At 74.4% G+C, this 15,260-nt stretch carries 15 protein-coding genes and 2 pseudogenes; 8 read left to right on the forward strand and 9 right to left on the reverse strand.

Annotated elements, in window-relative coordinates:
- The first annotated feature begins 277 nt into the window (after window positions 1-277).
- Both ACIBBD_RS04010 and ACIBBD_RS04015 read left to right on the forward strand, forming a co-directional pair.
- On the forward strand, window positions 278-1,108 hold the full coding sequence (locus ACIBBD_RS04010; RefSeq protein WP_399417702.1) for a DeoR/GlpR family DNA-binding transcription regulator: 831 nt from the start codon (window positions 278-280) through the stop codon (window positions 1,106-1,108).
- 56 nt (window positions 1,109-1,164) lie between these two features.
- Window positions 1,165-1,641 (forward strand): SRPBCC family protein, encoded by a 477-nt coding sequence (locus ACIBBD_RS04015; RefSeq protein WP_399417703.1) that lies wholly within the window; start codon window positions 1,165-1,167, stop codon window positions 1,639-1,641.
- A 433-nt stretch (window positions 1,642-2,074) separates the two neighbouring features.
- On the opposite strand, the gene ACIBBD_RS04020 is transcribed toward ACIBBD_RS04015, so the two are convergent.
- Window positions 2,075-3,199, reverse strand: a complete 1,125-nt coding sequence (locus tag ACIBBD_RS04020) for a PLP-dependent cysteine synthase family protein (RefSeq protein ID WP_399417704.1) — start codon at window positions 3,197-3,199, stop codon at window positions 2,075-2,077.
- Window positions 3,200-3,541: 342 nt separating this feature from the next.
- On the opposite strand from ACIBBD_RS04020, the gene ACIBBD_RS04025 reads away from it, so the two are divergent.
- Complete coding sequence (locus ACIBBD_RS04025) at window positions 3,542-3,865, forward strand: hypothetical protein (RefSeq protein WP_399417705.1); 324 nt, start codon at window positions 3,542-3,544, stop codon at window positions 3,863-3,865.
- Between the two features lie 212 nt (window positions 3,866-4,077).
- Window positions 4,078-4,617, forward strand: a complete 540-nt coding sequence (locus tag ACIBBD_RS04030) for an ATP-binding protein (protein WP_399417706.1) — start codon at window positions 4,078-4,080, stop codon at window positions 4,615-4,617.
- A gap of 239 nt (window positions 4,618-4,856) precedes the next feature.
- Here the strand turns inward: ACIBBD_RS04030 and ACIBBD_RS04035 are convergent.
- Window positions 4,857-4,952, reverse strand: a pseudogene (locus ACIBBD_RS04035) (SHOCT domain-containing protein); the annotation flags it as partial.
- A gap of 44 nt (window positions 4,953-4,996) precedes the next feature.
- Here ACIBBD_RS04035 and ACIBBD_RS04040 point away from each other — a divergent pair.
- From ACIBBD_RS04040 to ACIBBD_RS04050, 3 genes and pseudogenes are all read left to right on the forward strand, one after another.
- Window positions 4,997-5,593 (forward strand): TetR/AcrR family transcriptional regulator, encoded by a 597-nt coding sequence (locus tag ACIBBD_RS04040; protein WP_399417707.1) that lies wholly within the window; start codon window positions 4,997-4,999, stop codon window positions 5,591-5,593.
- 203 nt (window positions 5,594-5,796) lie between these two features.
- Window positions 5,797-6,390, forward strand: a complete 594-nt coding sequence (locus ACIBBD_RS04045) for a DUF4865 family protein (RefSeq protein ID WP_399417708.1) — start codon at window positions 5,797-5,799, stop codon at window positions 6,388-6,390.
- 1 nt (window position 6,391) lies between these two features.
- Window positions 6,392-7,337 (forward strand): annotated as a pseudogene (locus tag ACIBBD_RS04050) (phosphotriesterase).
- On the opposite strand, the gene ACIBBD_RS04055 reads toward ACIBBD_RS04050, so the two are convergent.
- The 5 genes from ACIBBD_RS04055 to ACIBBD_RS04075 form a co-directional block, all read right to left on the reverse strand.
- Window positions 7,312-8,391 carry a DMT family transporter gene (locus ACIBBD_RS04055; RefSeq protein ID WP_399417709.1) on the reverse strand — a complete coding sequence of 360 codons (1,080 nt, stop codon included), beginning with the start codon at window positions 8,389-8,391 and terminating at the stop codon, window positions 7,312-7,314. The pseudogene ACIBBD_RS04050 and the gene ACIBBD_RS04055 overlap by 26 nt on opposite strands.
- 65 nt (window positions 8,392-8,456) lie before the next feature.
- Complete coding sequence (locus ACIBBD_RS04060) at window positions 8,457-9,062, reverse strand: TetR/AcrR family transcriptional regulator (protein WP_399417710.1); 606 nt, start codon at window positions 9,060-9,062, stop codon at window positions 8,457-8,459.
- 93 nt (window positions 9,063-9,155) lie between these two features.
- The gene (locus ACIBBD_RS04065; RefSeq protein WP_399417711.1) at window positions 9,156-10,040 is read right to left on the reverse strand and encodes an NAD(P)-dependent oxidoreductase; all 885 of its coding nucleotides are present in this window, start codon (window positions 10,038-10,040) and stop codon (window positions 9,156-9,158) included.
- Between the two features lie 136 nt (window positions 10,041-10,176).
- Window positions 10,177-11,421 (reverse strand): ROK family protein, encoded by a 1,245-nt coding sequence (locus tag ACIBBD_RS04070; RefSeq protein ID WP_399417712.1) that lies wholly within the window; start codon window positions 11,419-11,421, stop codon window positions 10,177-10,179.
- Between the two features lie 28 nt (window positions 11,422-11,449).
- Window positions 11,450-12,112 (reverse strand): alpha-ketoglutarate-dependent dioxygenase AlkB family protein, encoded by a 663-nt coding sequence (locus ACIBBD_RS04075; RefSeq protein WP_399417713.1) that lies wholly within the window; start codon window positions 12,110-12,112, stop codon window positions 11,450-11,452.
- A 167-nt stretch (window positions 12,113-12,279) separates the two neighbouring features.
- On the opposite strand from ACIBBD_RS04075, the gene ACIBBD_RS04080 reads away from it, so the two are divergent.
- A complete protein-coding gene (locus ACIBBD_RS04080; protein WP_399417714.1) occupies window positions 12,280-13,428 on the forward strand; it encodes a methyltransferase in 1,149 nt (382 codons plus the stop codon).
- Here the strand turns inward: ACIBBD_RS04080 and ACIBBD_RS04085 are convergent.
- Complete coding sequence (locus ACIBBD_RS04085; protein ID WP_399417715.1) at window positions 13,415-14,275, reverse strand: ketose-bisphosphate aldolase; 861 nt, start codon at window positions 14,273-14,275, stop codon at window positions 13,415-13,417. The genes ACIBBD_RS04080 and ACIBBD_RS04085 overlap by 14 nt on opposite strands.
- A 60-nt stretch (window positions 14,276-14,335) precedes the next feature.
- The gene (locus tag ACIBBD_RS04090) at window positions 14,336-15,217 is read right to left on the reverse strand and encodes an SIS domain-containing protein (RefSeq protein ID WP_399417716.1); all 882 of its coding nucleotides are present in this window, start codon (window positions 15,215-15,217) and stop codon (window positions 14,336-14,338) included.
- Window positions 15,218-15,260: the final 43 nt, after the last annotated feature.

Raw genomic sequence — 15,260 nt, forward strand, 5'->3', positions numbered from 1 at the left:
CGAATATGTGTGTGTGCGTGCGGGCATCAGGATCTCCGCTCAGCGGCCCGCGCACACCCGTTGTCACCGAATCTCCCCCGATCCGTGTGCCGAACGGGACCGGCGGAGGTCCAGAACGTGACATGCACGCGTCGGGCAGGGGGTGGCGCGACCGGTACCGGCCCGTGCGAGGATGGGACGCCCACACCGGCCGACCGGCACAATGTCCTCGTCGTCGCAGGTGTGCGGGCGTGTCGGACGGAGTGGATCGGCTTGAGGCGAGAGGACCGGAGCGTACGTGAGTGAGAATCAGAACCTCCTCGCGGAGCAGCGCCGCGCCCTGATCCTGGACGAGGTCCGGCGTCGCGGCGGCGTCCGCGTCAACGAGCTGACCCGCAAGCTCGGCGTGTCGGACATGACGGTGCGGCGCGACCTCGACGCGCTGGCCCGGCAGGGTGTCCTGGAGAAGGTGCACGGCGGCGCGGTGCCGGTGGTGGAGGCGAGCACGCACGAGCCCGGCTTCGAGGCGAAGTCCGGCCTGGAGCTGACCGCCAAGGAGGACATCGCGCGAGCCGCGGCGGAGCTGGTCGCGCCGGGCAGCGCCATCGCGCTCTCGGGCGGTACGACGACGTACGCCCTGGCGCACCGGCTCGTCGACGTGCCGGATCTGACGGTGGTGACCAACTCGGTTCGCGTGGCCGACGTCTTCCACGTGGCGCAGCGCGCCTCCGGCCCACGGCAGGGCGCGGCCACGGTGGTGCTGACCGGCGGGGTGCGCACGCCGTCCGACTCGCTGGTGGGTCCGGTCGCCGACCAGGCCATCGCGGCGCTCCACTTCGACGTGCTGTTCCTCGGCGTGCACGGGATATCGGCGGAGGCCGGTCTGTCGACGCCGAACCTGGCGGAGGCCGAGACCAACCGGCGACTGGTGCAGTCGGCGCGCCGGGTCGTGGTGGTCGCCGACCACACCAAGTGGGGTGTGGTCGGACTCAGTTCCTTCGCGGCGCTGGACCAGGTCGACACGCTGGTGACGGACTCCGGTCTGGCCGCCGAGGCCCGCGCGGAGATCTCCGAGCATCTGCGGCGGCTGGTGGTCGCGGGCGAGCCCGACGAGGGTGCAGACATCTGACGGGGCGCCAGCTAGGGTGACGCACCCGTTTCCTCCGTGCTGAGGGGGTTGTGCGCATGGCTCGTCGGCTGCGACCCGAGGAGATCGGCTTCGTCGGGACCGCACCTGTGCGGCTGGTCTTCGCACGGGAGGTGTCCGCTCCCCCGGATCGCGTCTTCCGCGCCCTCGCCGAGGACGTCCCCGGCTGGGCCGCCTGGTTCCCCGCGGTGACGTCGGCGCGGGCGGTCGACGGTGGCGCGGGACGTGAGGTACGGCTGCGGGGCGGGACGCGTTTCCGGGAGACGGTGCTGGTGGCACAGGCGCCGGAGGTGTACGCCTACCGGGTCGACGTCACCGACGCGCCGGGCGTCCGGGCGCTGGTCGAGGAGTGGCGGCTGGCTCCGTCCGGGGAGGGGACCCGGGTGCAGTGGACGTTCGCCGCGGACGGCACGGCGGCGTTCCGGGGTGTGCTGCGGCTGGCCCGGACAGGAATGGGCCGGACCTTCCGGGACGCGGTGACGCGGCTGGACCGCAGGCTCACGACACCGTCGTAGCGCCGGCGTCGGCCGAGCCGCGCCGTTCGAGCCGCTGGACAACGTCCTCGGGCAGCCGCACCGCTGCCCGCCAGGCCGCCGTCGCCTTCCCCACCGGGCAGCAGGCGCGGGCCCGGCGAACCGCCTCCCACGGTTGCGTCCGCCCGGCCGGGCATCGGTCTCCCGGCAGCCGCGTCAGGAGCACCGGACAGTCGACCTGCGGGCGGCTCCGGTCGCGCCAGGGGACCTCGTCCCCCGGGTGGCTCCGGCCGTGCCTCAGCCACGCACGCCCAGGGTGGCTCCGTCCGCGCCGAAGGACCTCCGTCCACCCGAGCGGCCGCGTCCGCGCAGCCGGACCCACGTTCCCCTCCGGGCGGCTCCGGCCGTGCCCCAGGACACGCCTGCCCGGGTGGCTCCGTCCGCCGGCTCCGGCCGTGCCGCCCCGGCGGCTCCGTCAGTCCGGCCACACGCCCGTGGCCAGCAGTGTGTCGATCGCCGCGGTGTACGGGGCGATGTCGAGGCCCTGTTCGGTGAGCCAGGTGTCGGAGTAGTACTTGTCGAGGTAGCGGTCGCCCGGGTCGCACAGCAGGGTGACCACACTGCCCTGCCGTCCCTCGGCGACCATCTCGGCGACGATCTTCAGCGCGCTCCACAGGCCGGTGCCGGTCGAGCCGCCCGCCTTGCGGCCGATGGCCCGCTCCAGGGCGCGGACGGCGGCGACACTGGCGGCGTCCGGGACCTTCATCATCCGGTCGACGGCACCGGGCACGAAGCTCGGCTCCATACGGGGCCGGCCGATGCCCTCGATACGGGAGCCGCAGTCGCAGGTGACGTCCGGATCGCCGGTGGTCCAGCCCTCGAAGAAGCACGAGTTCTCCGGGTCGGCGACGCAGATGCGGGTGTCGTGCTGCATGTAGTGGACGTAACGGGCGATGGTCGCGGAGGTGCCGCCGGTGCCGGCCGTGGCCACGATCCAGGCGGGTTCCGGGAATCGCTCCCACTCCAGCTGGCGGAAGATGGATTCGGCGATGTTGTTGTTGCCGCGCCAGTCCGTGGCCCGTTCGGCGTAGGTGAACTGGTCCATGTAGTGACCGCCGGTGTCCACCGCGAGGCGCGCGGATTCCTCGTACATCTTCCGTGAGTCGTCCACGAAGTGGCACCGGCCGCCGTGGAACTCGATCAGGCGGATCTTCTCGGCGCTCGTCGTACGGGGCATGACGGCGATGAAGGGCACGCCGATCAGCTTGGCGAAGTATGCCTCGGAGACGGCCGTCGAGCCGCTGGACGCCTCGATCACCGGACGGTCCGGCCGGATCCAGCCATTGCACAGGCCGTAGAGGAAGAGGGAGCGGGCGAGGCGGTGCTTGAGGCTGCCGGTGGGGTGGGTCGACTCGTCCTTGAGGTACAGGTCGATGCCCCACCGCTCGGGCAGCGGGAAACGCAGCAGGTGCGTGTCGGCCGAGCGGTTGGCGTCGGCCTGGACCTTGCGGACGGCTTCTTTCAGCCAGGTGCGGTAGGCGGTGTCGCTGCGGTCGACGTCGAGGGTGGCGCCGGTGGGGATCTGCTGGGGGGTGGTCACGGCAGGGCTCCTTCGTACGTCGCGCCGACGGCGCCTCACGCGGCCGACGCTTCGATCATAAGCACCTCCCACACCACTTCCCACCTGCATAAACGCATCTTTGAGGGGCTCAAAGGCGGTCCTGGGGCCAAAGGGCGCGCGGGATGGGGGGCGCATTCGCGCGAGTGCTCCGACCGCCCCGGACCGCGTGTCGTGCGCACTGGTGCTCGACGCCGTGCGCGGGCAGACTGCACCCGGCGGGACGGAGGTCCCGGACGGGGGCGCACACTGGATCACGACACGAGTTCGTTTCCGGCCCACGGGGACACCGGGCCGGCACACCCACGGGCAAGGGGGCGGGGCATGGCGGAGCCGGAGTTCACGGCGACGGGCGTGCGGATCGGGAAGCGACTGCGCTCGCTCACCCGGGCCGGACAGGTCCGGATCAACGACGGCCGGCTGGAGCTGCTCACGAGTTACGGCAGCGAGATCGACAGCGCGCCGGTGCAGGCCGTCCGCGCCTCCAAGCCCTGGTTCGTACCGGAGGACCGGGCGCTCGCCGACCTGAACGGCAAGCGGTACCTGCTCACCCTGGGCGAGCACGACCCGGCGCCGGGCCAGCCGGGGCCGCCCGCGGCGCGCCGGTTCATCGAGGCCGTGCGCAGGGCGGCGGGGCGCGAGGACTGAACCGGCCGCGCAGGGTGGTCGGATCCTGACGGCGAGTTGCGGTTCCCCACCCCTTGCGTCACGCTGGTCTCACGTCACTCTGGGTTTACCGGCGATAACGCTGCGAACCAGCCCGCCGGCCACGACAGCAGGCGGCCGCCTCGCGCAGACGCACTGCTCCGATCGATCCGAACTCCGTGTTCTTCCGGACCTCACGTCGGGGAGTCGCAGCCGTGATCAGCAACCCAAGCAGGCACTGCACGGTGGAGCTTCAAGCCCTGCCGTCGCGGATCGGCCAGGTCCGCAGAATCGTATCGGCGCAGTTGCGCTACTGGCATCTGGATCCCCTGATAGACCGGGCCGCGCTCGGTGTGACGGAGCTGTTGACCAACGTCCACCGGCACGCCCAGCCCGACAAGACGTGCACCGTGGAGCTGGAACTGCTGCTCGACCGGCTCACCGTCTCCGTGCGCGACCACGACCCGCGGCTTCCGGTGGTGGAGGACATCACGGACCCCGGCACGCTCGCCACCTGCGGGCGCGGGCTCGCGATGGTGGCCGCGGTCAGCGAGAGCTGGGGCGCGCAGCCGGACGGCGAGTCCGGCAAGGTCGTGTGGTTCACCCTGCCGACGACCGGCGCCACACGTGAGCGGGCGGCGCGTCCACCCCGCCGTGTGACCGCGGACCAGGGGGTGCGTCTGTTCCCGGAGGTCGTCGCGGTCGACGGCCGCGCTCCGGCCCACGCTCCCGCCCGGTCGGCCGTGGTCGGCTGACCGGGCGGTGACCCCTCCTCGCGGAGGGGTCGTCCGGGCGTGGCCAAGGGAAGCCCGTACGAGGACGGGACCGGCGAGCCCGGAAACGCCACGCCCTCCCGTCCCGGTCCCTCACGGCGTGTCGTCGCCGCCGTGGGTCCGGCCCGGGCTCGGGCGGCGTGTCGGCTTCGCCGTGGACCTCCACGGCCGAGCCGACCCGGCGGCCGCCCGGGATGGTGGCCGTACTCATGCCGTACCGCCCCGCGGCCGAACTGCTCGTCCAGGACGGACAGCCGGCGCCGGAACGCGTCCTCGTCGATCTCGCCGGAGGCGAAGCGACCGCCGGGGGCGGCGAGGGAGCGAGTCAGGTCGGAACGGCTCGACGTCTGTAACTACTAGTATGTACAGTGTGGGCGTGAGCACGTCGGAGCGACTGATCGAGTCCACCCGTCAGCTGCTCTGGGAGCGCGGCTATGTGGGCACGAGCCCCAAGGCGATCCTGGAGCGGGCCGGCGCCGGGCAGGGCAGCATGTACCACCACTTCCAGGGCAAGCCCGATCTCGCCCTGGCGGCGATCCGGCGGACCGCCGAGGAGATGCGGGCCACCGCCGAGCGGGTACTCGGCGGGCCGGGCACGCCGTACGAGCGGATCGAGGCGTATCTGCTGCGTGAGCGTGACGTGCTGCGCGGGTGCCCGATCGGGCGGCTGACCATGGATCCGGACGTCGTGGCGAACGAGGACCTGCGCGCGCCGGTCGACGAGACGATCGGCTGGCTGCGCGGGCGGCTCGCGGGAATCGTCGAGGAGGGCAAGGCGCGGGGTGAGTTCGGCCCCGGGGTGGACGGCGAGGAGATCGCGGCGGCGGTGGTGGCGACCGTGCAGGGCGGCTACGTACTCGCCCGCGCCTCCGGCACGTCGGCCGCCTTCCACGCCGGAGTCCGGGGGCTGCTGTCCCTCCTTTCTCCGCGGGTGTCCGGGACGGCCCGGACGTCCTGACGCTCCGAACTCGCCGAACCTCCGGTGCTTCCGGCACTTCCGGGACTCCGCTGCTCCCCGGCTCTCCCGAACTCCGAGGGACTCTCGGCCCTCCACCCCTTCCGCCCCGTCGCGCCTTCCGCACGCGGAGAGCCCCCTGCCTCTCCCTACCTCCGCAAGGGAACGCCGGCCCGTACGACCACCCCACCGCCCGAGGAGCCCGCATGCACGCCATGCAGTACGAACTGACGCTGCCCGCCGACTACGACACGGGCATCATCCGCGCGCGCGTGTCCCGCGTCGGGCACAAACTCGACGACTGGGCCGGCCTCGGCCTCAAGGCGTACCTGCTGCGCGAAAGGGGGGCGCACGGCTCGCCGGTCAACCAGTACGCGCCGTTCTACCTGTGGAACAGCGTGGAGGGCATGAACGCCTTCCTGTGGGGCGGGCCCTTCCAGGGCCTGAGCGACGACTTCGGACGCCCGGCGGTGCGGCAGTGGACGGGCCTCGCGTACGAGGAGGGCGTGGCCGCCGGCTCCCCGGCCCGGTTCGCGGTACGGCGGCGTCGTCCCGTGCCGGACGGGGTGGTGTACGCCGAGGCCCTGCGGGAGGCGGCGGACGAGGCCGGGCGGCTCGCGCGGGAGGACGGGGCGGTGCTCGCCGCGGCGGCCGTCGACACGAGCCGTTGGGAGACCGTGCACTTCTCGCTGTGGGAGCACGCCGAGCCCGCCACGGTGAAGGCCGGCGGCGACCTGTTCCAGGTGCTGCACGTGTCGGCGCCGGGGCGGGCCGCTCTGCCCGGGGGCCGGCAGTGGTGACCTGAGTCCGTACGGTGTTCGCGACGTACCGCCGGAGCACCTCGGCGTGTGCGACGCGCACGACCACCTCTTCCTCGGCAGTCCGCGGCCGCCGGGGCAGGAGTCGCGGAGTGTGCCGGCGGCACGGGTGGAGCCGGCCGCGTTCCGCGCGCGGGGCGGCGGCGCGGTGGCCCAGTGGACGCCGTACGGGCTGGGGCGGCGCGCGGCCGATCTGCCGCCGCTGTCCCGGGAGACGGGGGTGCACATCGTGGCGGCGACGGGACTGCACCAGGACGTGCACTACGACGAGGCGACACCGGACGGGCTGCGCGGCGGCCGGCCGAGGTGGTCGTGGCCGGGCTGACCGAGGGCATCGGCACGTCGGGCGCGCGGGCCGGGTTCGTCAAGGGCGCGGGCGGCTTCCACGCCCTCGACGCGCACGCCCGCCGCACCATGACCGCCGCCGAGGCCCACCACGCGACCGGAGCGACCGGGTGCCGTCCACCTGGAGCTGGGGACCGGTGCGCTCGACATACTCGCCCTGCCGTGGGGGGAGTTGGGCGTGCCGCCGCCCCGGGTGATCCTGGGCCACCTCAACCGCTCCCCCGACGACGTGGTCCACCGCCAGCCCGCCGCGTCGCGTTGCCACCTGGCGTTCGACGGCCCGTCGAGGGCCCACCACGCCCTGGACCGGCGGATGCCGGACGCCGTACGGGCGCTCGTCGAGGCCGGGTTCGGCGACCGGCTGCTGCCGGGTGGCGACACCACGACCGCCGCGGCCTGCTCGGTGGACGGGGGCCCGGGATGCCGTATCTGCTGCGCCGGGTGCGGCCACGGCCGCCGCTCCCCGTGGGCGAGGAGCCTGTTCGCGCATCCTGACCGGCAATCCCTGGCGGGCCTTCGGTGCGCAGTGGCGCTGGACGACCGAGCCGGTGCGGGAACTCACTGATCCGGGTCGGGGCGGATGACGAGCGACACGGCAGTGGGGTGGGGCGCGTCCCTGTCGGCCACGGCAGCGGGGAGGGACGCGCCCCCGTCTGCCGCGTCCCCCCGGGGCGAACCCGCGTGCGCGGCTCCCGTGTGCGCGGCACGTCCGTGGGCTGCCACGGAACGCGCGGCATCCGCATCCGCTGAGACGCCGTCGTCCTCCCGCTCTCGCGGTCGCCGGGTGCGGCGTGCCGGGGCGGTGAGAACGGCCAGGCAGCCCACGACGAGTGCGATGCCGGTCCAGCCGACCGCGGGGAGGCGTTCGCCGACGACCAGGACGGCCAGGACGGCGGCGACGGCCGGTTCGAGCAGGGACAGCGTGGTCGCCGTGCTGGCGGGCACGTGCGCCAGCCCCCAGCCGAACAGGACGTAGCCGGCGAACATGGGCACCAGCGCCATGTACACGCCGACGGCCGCGTTGGACCAGGAACCGACGAGTGGGGCGCCGGTGGCCAGCAGGACGGGCACGAGGAGCAGTCCGCCCACCCCGAAGACCGCGCCCATCGCCGCGCGGGAGGCGATCCCGCGGGTGATCAGCCGGTGAGCCGCCCAGGAGTACAGGGCGTAGGTCGCGGCGGCGATCAGGCCCAGCCCCACCCCGAGCACCGTGGCGCCCAGGGACGCCTGCTCCCGGTCACCGTGGTCCCGCGTGGCCTCGGCCACGCACAGCAGGGCCGTGCCCAGCAGGCCGAGGGCGGCGGCGAGCGTCCAGCGCCGCGACAGCCGACGCCGGTCCGCGACGCGTTCGATGACGGCGGACGCCAGCGGGGCGGTGCCGAGCGACACCACCGTCCCCACGGCGACTCCGGCCAGACGCATCGAGCTGTAGAACGCCAGGGGGTAGACCGCCACCGCGACCGAGCCCAGCAGCACGACACCCCACCGGGCCCGCAGGTCCCGGGCGTAACGGGCGATCCGGGAAGCGGCCGTCGCAGCCTGGAGCAGTCCGCCCAGGCCCATCGCGACCGCCCCGATGGCCAGCGGTCCCACGGCCGGGGCGAAGGTGGCCGCCGTGCCGGTGGTGCCCCACAGCACGGACGCAGCGAGGACGCACAGGGACCCCGCGCCCACCGACCGGGCGGGGCGCCCGGCGGGGCGCCTCACAGCGTGTCCAGCAGGTCCGCGGCCATCGCGCGGGCGTGCCGCAGACGGGTGCCCTCGCCCTCGAGGCCGGCGCGCGCCATCGCGCCCTCCAGCAGGAACGCCAGGTGCTCCGCCCTCGCGCGCGCCTGCTCGGGCCGCTCGGGCAGCAGGTCCGCGAGGTGGCCGGCGAGCAGGCCCTCGACCTCCTCCTTGTGCCGGCGCACCACGGCCCGTCCCTCGTCTCCGGCAGGCAGTTCGGCAGCCGCGTTCAGCAGGCCGCACCCGCGAAAGCCGTGCTCGTAGGCGAACGCCGCGTGATCGGCGTAGGCGTCGAAGACCGCGAGTACGCCGTCACGCGGGCCGTGGGCCTGCGCCAGCCGCGCCCGGTACAGGCCCAGCCACTCCTCGTGCCGCGCGTCGAGGTACGCCTTCACCAGGTCGGCCTTGGAGGAGAAGTTGTTGTACAGGCTCATCTTCGCCACGCCCGCCTCGGCCGTGATCGTGTCGATCCCGGTCGCCGCCACGCCGTCGGCGTAGAAGCGGCGCGCCGCGGCGGCCAACAGCCGCTCCCGGGCCGGTCGCCGCCGGGTGGATCGTGGCGTACCCGCGGCGGTCTCCGTCATCACAGCCTCCGATAGGTAGGTAGGTCTACCTACTTTAGCCCATCCGTGCAGGGGGTGCCGCGCCGGTCCGTCGGGGTCGGCCGGGTTCGGGGCTCAGGCCGGCTCGTCGAAGCTGGCGAAGTAGGCGGCGGCCATGTCCTCGTCCGCGTGGCCCTGGGCCGCGGCGCGTTCGAGGCGTTCGGCGCTCGCGGCCGCCACGTCGAGCCGGACGCCGTTCCTGCGTCCCGCCTCGACGATCAGGCGGGCGTCCTTCGCCGCCGTCGTCACCGCGAACTGCGGGGGTGAGAGGCGGCCGTCGAGGACCAGGGCGGCCTTCGCGCGCAGGTACCCCATGTCCAGGGGGCCGCCCTCGATCAGCGCGAAGAACGCGTTCGGGTCGACGTCCAGGGACCGCGACAGGGCCAGCACCTCACCGGCCGCGGCGGTGGCCGCGATCACCCAGCTGTTGGCCACCAGTTTCAGCCGGGTGGCGCTGCCCGCGCCGCCGTCGTCGCCGGTCCACACCGTCCGCGCGCCCACCGCGTCGAAGACGGGCGCCACCACGGGCCGGCTCTCCTCGGGTCCGGCCGCCAGGACCGTCAACTGCCCCGCCTCGGCCGGCTGGCGGGTGCCCAGCACCGGCGCGTCGAAGAAGACGAGGCCGTGTTCGCGGGCGAAGGCCGCCAGGTCGCCGATCGCCTCGGTCCCCGCGGTGGTCGACTGCACCCAGGCGGCGCCCGCGCGCAGGGCCGCAGCGGCCTCCCGCATGGTCTCCAGGGCGGCGGGGCCGTCGTAGAGCATGGTCAGGACGACGTCGGCGTCCCGTACGGCCTCGGCGGGGGTGTCGGCGACGGTGATCCCGTCGGCGGTCAGCGGTTCGGCCTTGGCGCGGGTGCGGTTCCAGGCCCGGACGTCGTGTCCGGCGCGGGCGAGGTTGCGGGCCATCGCGGCACCCATGATGCCGGTGCCCAGGACACTCACGGTGAGCTTGTCGGTCATGACGTCAACCTACTGGGGGTCGCGGCGAGGAGTCCGTCGAGGCGGTCCTGACGACGCGGTGTCCGTCGTCGGCGCCGGCCCGCGGGTCGAGGGCGGGGCGGATCCGGGCGTCGGGGCCGGATCCGCCCCGGGGCGCTCAGGCCGCGCCGAGGGCTGCCAGCGGGTCGTCGAGCACCGGCTGCCAGGCCAGTTCCGCCGCGCCGACCAGGCTGTTGTGGTCGAGGGAGCAGGCCAGGATCGGGACGCCGCCGCTGCGGCCCCAGAGGCTGCGGTCGGCGACGACCGCCCGCAGGCGGTCGGGGTCGGTGTCCAGCAGGGTGCGGTGCAGGCCGCCGAGGATGATGCGGTCGGGGTTGAGGATGTTCACCAGCCCGGCGAGCCCGAGGCCCAGCCGGTCGACCAGGGCCTCGGCGGCCGTGCGGACGACCGGGTCGGCGTACTCCTCGCGGATGAGGTCGTTGGCCTGCTGGAGCAGGGAACCCTCGGGGCCCGGTTCGCGGCCGGCGGTGGTGAGGAGGGCCAGCGGGTCCGCCTCGACGTCGAGGCAGCCGCGGCTGCCGCAGTGGCACGGGCGGCCCTCGGGATTGACGGTGAGGTGGCCGACTTCGAGGGCGAGGCCCGAACTGCCCGTGTGCAGGCGCCCGTCGAGCACCAGCGCGCCGCCGACCCCGCGGTGCCCGGTGGCCACGCACAGCAGGTCGCGGGCGCCACGCCCGGCGCCGTGCCGGTGCTCGGCGAGGGCGGCGAGGTTGACGTCGTTCGCGGCGAAGGCGGGACCGGTGATCCCGGCCGCGCGGACCCGCTCGGCGAAGATCTCCCGGACGGCCGCCCCGACCGGCCAGGCCAGGTGGAGGGGGTTCAGTGCCAGGCCCTCGGGTTCGGCGACCGCGGACGGTACGGCGAGTCCGGCGCCCACACAGCGGCGGCCGGTGGCGCGCAGCAGTTCGGCGCCGGCCTCGACGACGGTGGCGAGCACCTTGGCCGGGTCGGCGTCGACGGTCTCGCAGCCGGGCGTGGTGGCGACGATTCTCCCGCCGAGGCCGACCAGCGCGGCCCGGAATCCGTCGGCGTGCACCTGGGCGGCCAGGGCGACGGGCCCGTCGTCGGCGAGTTGGAGCCGGTGGGAGGGGCGGCCCTGGGAACCGGCGGCGGCGCCGGGACGCGCGTCGACCCGGATCAGCCCCAGCGCCTCCAGTTCGGCGGCGACCGCGCCGGCGGTGGCGCGCGTGACGCCGAGTTCGGCGGTGAGCACCGCGCGGGTCGGCGCCCGTCCGGTGTGCACGAGCTCCAACGCGGGACCGAGCGCACCGCGCCCCCGGTCCAACCGCGCCCTCGAGGTGGTCCCTTCCCCCGCCGGCCGGGGGTCCGCCTTGCCGCTCATGAGGGGGAGTCTCCCATGATCCGCTTGGTCAGGTGGCGTCCGGGAAGCCACTGACCCGCAGGGTGACGTTCAGCCGACCGCTCAGTCCCAGTCCGGCCGGCGCCGTCCCCGGACACACCCGTGGCACCCCGTGGTACGCGAGCCGCGACGGCCCTCCGAAGACGAACAGGTCGCCGCTGCGCAGCTGCACGTCGGTGTAGGGCCGGGCGCGGGTCTCGGTGTTGCCGAAGCGGAAGACGCAGGTGTCGCCGAGGCTGAGGGAGACCACCGGCGCGTCGGACCTCTCGTCGGCGTCGCGGTGCATGCCCATGCGGGCGTCGCCGTCGTAGAAGTTGATCAGCGCGATGTCGTACGCCGCCGACCGGGCCGGTTCCGGGCCCAGCGTGTCGGCCACCGCGCGCCGGCCCAGCTCGCCCAGCCAGGCGGGGAACGGCTTCACGGCGGTGCCGTCGCCGTCGACGACCGTGCGGGCGTAGGCGTACGGATACCAGTGCCAGCCCAGGCAGACCTGCCGGGCGGTCATCGTGCCGCCGCCGGGAGTGCGGACCGTGCGCAGCCCGGCGGGTGGGCGGGCCCACTCCCGGCAGGCCTCCAGCAGCTCGCGTTGGCGGGGCGCGTCCAGCCAGTCGGGCAGGTGCACCGCGCCGGGCGCGATCTCCGCGCGCTCCCGGGGAAACAGCTCGGTGTCCATGGCACCATCCTCCCCCGGCGCGTCCGAGCCGCGGCTCGGCCCGAGCCGGTCAGGCGGGTCAGGCGGGTCAGGCGGCGGGAAACCGGCGGAGGCTCGTCGGCGCAGGTGAGCGGGCCGGGCCCCGCGTCGGCAGGGCCCGCCGGACAGGCCGTAGCCTTGGGCACACGATGAACGACCGTATGCCGACGCCGTGGGGCGAGATCGCCCTGACCCGCCACCCCGAGGACCCGCGCGACCGACTGCGCGCCTGGGACGCCTCCGACGCGTATCTGCTGCGGCACCTCGCCGAGCAGGAGGTGCCGCTGACCGGGACGGTGGTGGTGCTCGGCGACCGCTGGGGCGCGCTGGTCACGGCGCTCGCGGCGCACCGGCCGACGCAGATCACCGACTCCTGGCTGGGACAGCAGGCCACCCGGGCGAACCTCGCCCGCAACGGTGTCGAGCCCGGCTCCGTCCGGCTGCTCACCACGCGGGACGCGCCCCCCGAGCGGGTCGACGTGCTGCTGGTGCGCGTGCCGAAGAGCCTCGCGCTGCTGGAGGACCAGCTGCTGCGGCTGGCGCCCTCGGTGCACGCGGGGACGGTGGTCGTCGGCACGGGGATGGTGAAGGAGATCCACACCTCGACGCTCCAGCTCTTCGAGCGGATCCTCGGCCCCACCCGGACCTCCCTCGCTCAGCAGAAGGCCCGCCTGATCTTCACCACGGCCGACCCGGCGCTGCGGCGCCCCGCCAATCCGTGGCCGTACGGCTACGACCTGCCCGACGGCATCGGGGCGCTCTCCGGCCGCCCGGTCGTCAACCACGCGGGCGTGTTCTGCGCCGACCGGCTCGACATCGGCACCCGGTTCTTCCTGCGGCACCTGCCGCAGACACACGGCGCGCAGCGGGTCGTCGACCTGGGCTGCGGCAACGGCGTCGTCGGGACGGCGGTGGCGCTGGCCAACCCGCGGGCGGAGGTGCTGTTCACCGACGAGTCGTTCCAGGCGGTGGCCTCGGCGGAGGCGACGTACCGGGCGAACGGGGCGCCGGGGGACGCGGAGTTCCGGGTCGGGGACGGGCTGGCGGGGGTGCCGGACGGCAGTGTGGACGTCGTCCTGAACAACCCGCCGTTCCACTCCCACCAGGCGACGACGGACGCCACGGCGTGGCGGATGTTCACCGGGGCGCGGCGCGTGTTGCGGCCCGGCGGTGAGCTCTGGGTGGTGGGCAACCGGCACCTCGGGTACCACGTGAAGCTCCGGCGGCTGTTCGGCAACAGCCGCCTGGTCGCCGGCGATCCGAAGTTCGTGGTGCTGAAGGCCGTCAAGCGGGGCTGAGTCCCACCCCGGTGACGATCCGCTCGACCGTCCGGGCCATCGCCTCCCTCCCCGCGCTCAGGTAGGCGCGGGCGTCGACCGCGTCCGGGTGGGCGCCCAGGTGCGCGCGGATCGCCCCGGTCAGGGCCTGGTTGAGGGCGGTCCCGATGTTGACCTTGGCGATGCCGCCCGCGACGGCGGCCCTCAGCTCCTCGTCCGGGACTCCGGAGGAGCCGTGCAGCACCAGGGGCACGTCGAGGGTCGCGGTGAGCCGTTCGAGCAGGGCGTGGTCGAGGCTCGCGGTGCGGGTGGTCATCGCGTGGACGCTGCCGATGGCGACGGCCAGGGCGTCGACGCCGGAGTGCGTGACGAAGGCGTCGGCCTCGGCCGGGTCGGTGCGGGCGCCGGGCGCGTGGGCGTCGCGCGGCGCCCTGCCGTCCTTGCCGCCGATCTCCCCCAGCTCCGCCTCGATCCACAGCCCCCGGGCGTGCGCCCGGTCGACGGCCACCCGCGTCGCGGCGAGGTTCTCGTGGTACGGCAGGTGCGAGGCGTCGTACATGACGGAACTGAAGCCGGCGTCCGCGGCCTGCCGGAGCAGGGGGTCGCTGCGGATGTGGTCGAGGTGCAACGCGACGGGCACGGCGGCCCGTTCGGCGGCGGTGACGGCGGCGCGGGCGAGCGGGAGCAGGCGTCCTTCGCGGAACCGGACGGCGTTCTCGCTGACTTGGAGGACGACGGGCGCGGCGGCGCGCTCGGCGCCGGTGATGACCGCCTCGACGTGTTCCAGCGTGATGATGTTGAAGGCGGCGACGGCGGTACGGGCCGCGCGGGCACGGGTGACCAGCTCGCCGGTGGTGGTGAGGGGCACGGTGTCTCCTCGTCGACGAAGGCGGGCGCTTCAACGGCGCGGCGCCCGGAAGCGGGCTGCTCAGGGCGCGAGGATCACCGAGCGGGTGAGGTGGCGCGGGCGGTCGGGGTCGAGGCCGCGGGCGGCGGCCACGGCGACGGCGAGGCGCTGGGCGCGGACCAGTTCGGCGAGCGGGTCCAGTTCGCCCTGGACCCACAGGCCACCGGTGGCGCGGACCTGTGCGGCCAGCCCCTCCGGTGCCTCGCCGAACATCCAGGTCGCCCTGGCCCGGGTGGTGATGCTGATGGGTCCGTGCCGGTACTCCATCGCGGGGTACGCCTCCGTCCAGGCCAGGGCCGCCTCGCGCATCTTCAGCGCCGCCTCGTTCGCCAGTCCGACGGTCCAGCCTCGGCCAAGGAAGGTGAACTGACCGCATTCGACGAGGTCTTGGGGCAGTGGCTCGGCGAGCGCGGTGCGGGCGTCGGTGACCACGGCGTCGGTGTGCAGGCCGAGGTGGGCGCGGAGCAGGGTGAGCGCGGTGGTGGCGAAGCGGGTCTGGACGACGGAGCGTTCGTCGGCGTGGTCGAGGACGACGGCCTGGTCGGCGGCCGTCATGACCGGGGTGTCCGGATCCGCGGTGATCGCGGTGGTCCGGGTGCGTCCCCGCAGTCGGGCGAGCAGGTCGAGGACCTCGGTGGTGGTGCCGGACCGGGTGAGGGCGACGACCCGGTCGTAGGCGCGGTGGTACGGGAACTCGGAGGCGGGGTGGGCGTCGGTCTCGCCGTGGCCCGCTCCCTCGCGCAGGGACGCCGCCGCCTGGGCCATGAAGAAGGAGGTGCCGCATCCGACGATCGCGACACGTTCGCCGGGTCGCGGCAACCGCTGTGCGTACCGGGAGACTTCGGTCGCGGCGCGGGTCCAGCACTCCGGCTGGCCGGTCAGCTCGTCCTCGACGTGGGTCATGCCCCACCTCTTCCCGACGGTGTTGGTCCCCGCACGATAGGGC

The organism is Streptomyces sp. NPDC051315, assembly GCF_044455165.1.
In the GTDB taxonomy this organism is placed as follows: Bacteria; Actinomycetota; Actinomycetes; order Streptomycetales; family Streptomycetaceae; genus Streptomyces.

Excerpts from the sequence above, each read along its gene's own strand:
- ACIBBD_RS04075 (WP_399417713.1), bottom strand. The coding sequence starts at position 12,112 with ATGGACACCGAGCTGTTTCCCCGGGAGCGCGCGGAGATCGCGCCCGGC.
- ACIBBD_RS04080 (WP_399417714.1), top strand. The coding sequence starts at position 12,280 with ATGAACGACCGTATGCCGACGCCGTGGGGCGAGATCGCCCTGACCCGC.
- ACIBBD_RS04025 (WP_399417705.1), top strand. The coding sequence starts at position 3,542 with ATGGCGGAGCCGGAGTTCACGGCGACGGGCGTGCGGATCGGGAAGCGA.
- ACIBBD_RS04060 (WP_399417710.1), bottom strand. The coding sequence starts at position 9,062 with ATGACGGAGACCGCCGCGGGTACGCCACGATCCACCCGGCGGCGACCG.
- ACIBBD_RS04015 (WP_399417703.1), top strand. The coding sequence starts at position 1,165 with ATGGCTCGTCGGCTGCGACCCGAGGAGATCGGCTTCGTCGGGACCGCA.
- ACIBBD_RS04045 (WP_399417708.1), top strand. The coding sequence starts at position 5,797 with ATGCACGCCATGCAGTACGAACTGACGCTGCCCGCCGACTACGACACG.
- ACIBBD_RS04090 (WP_399417716.1), bottom strand. The coding sequence starts at position 15,217 with ATGACCCACGTCGAGGACGAGCTGACCGGCCAGCCGGAGTGCTGGACC.
- ACIBBD_RS04065 (WP_399417711.1), bottom strand. The coding sequence starts at position 10,040 with ATGACCGACAAGCTCACCGTGAGTGTCCTGGGCACCGGCATCATGGGT.
- ACIBBD_RS04070 (WP_399417712.1), bottom strand. The coding sequence starts at position 11,421 with ATGAGCGGCAAGGCGGACCCCCGGCCGGCGGGGGAAGGGACCACCTCG.
- ACIBBD_RS04040 (WP_399417707.1), top strand. The coding sequence starts at position 4,997 with ATGTACAGTGTGGGCGTGAGCACGTCGGAGCGACTGATCGAGTCCACC.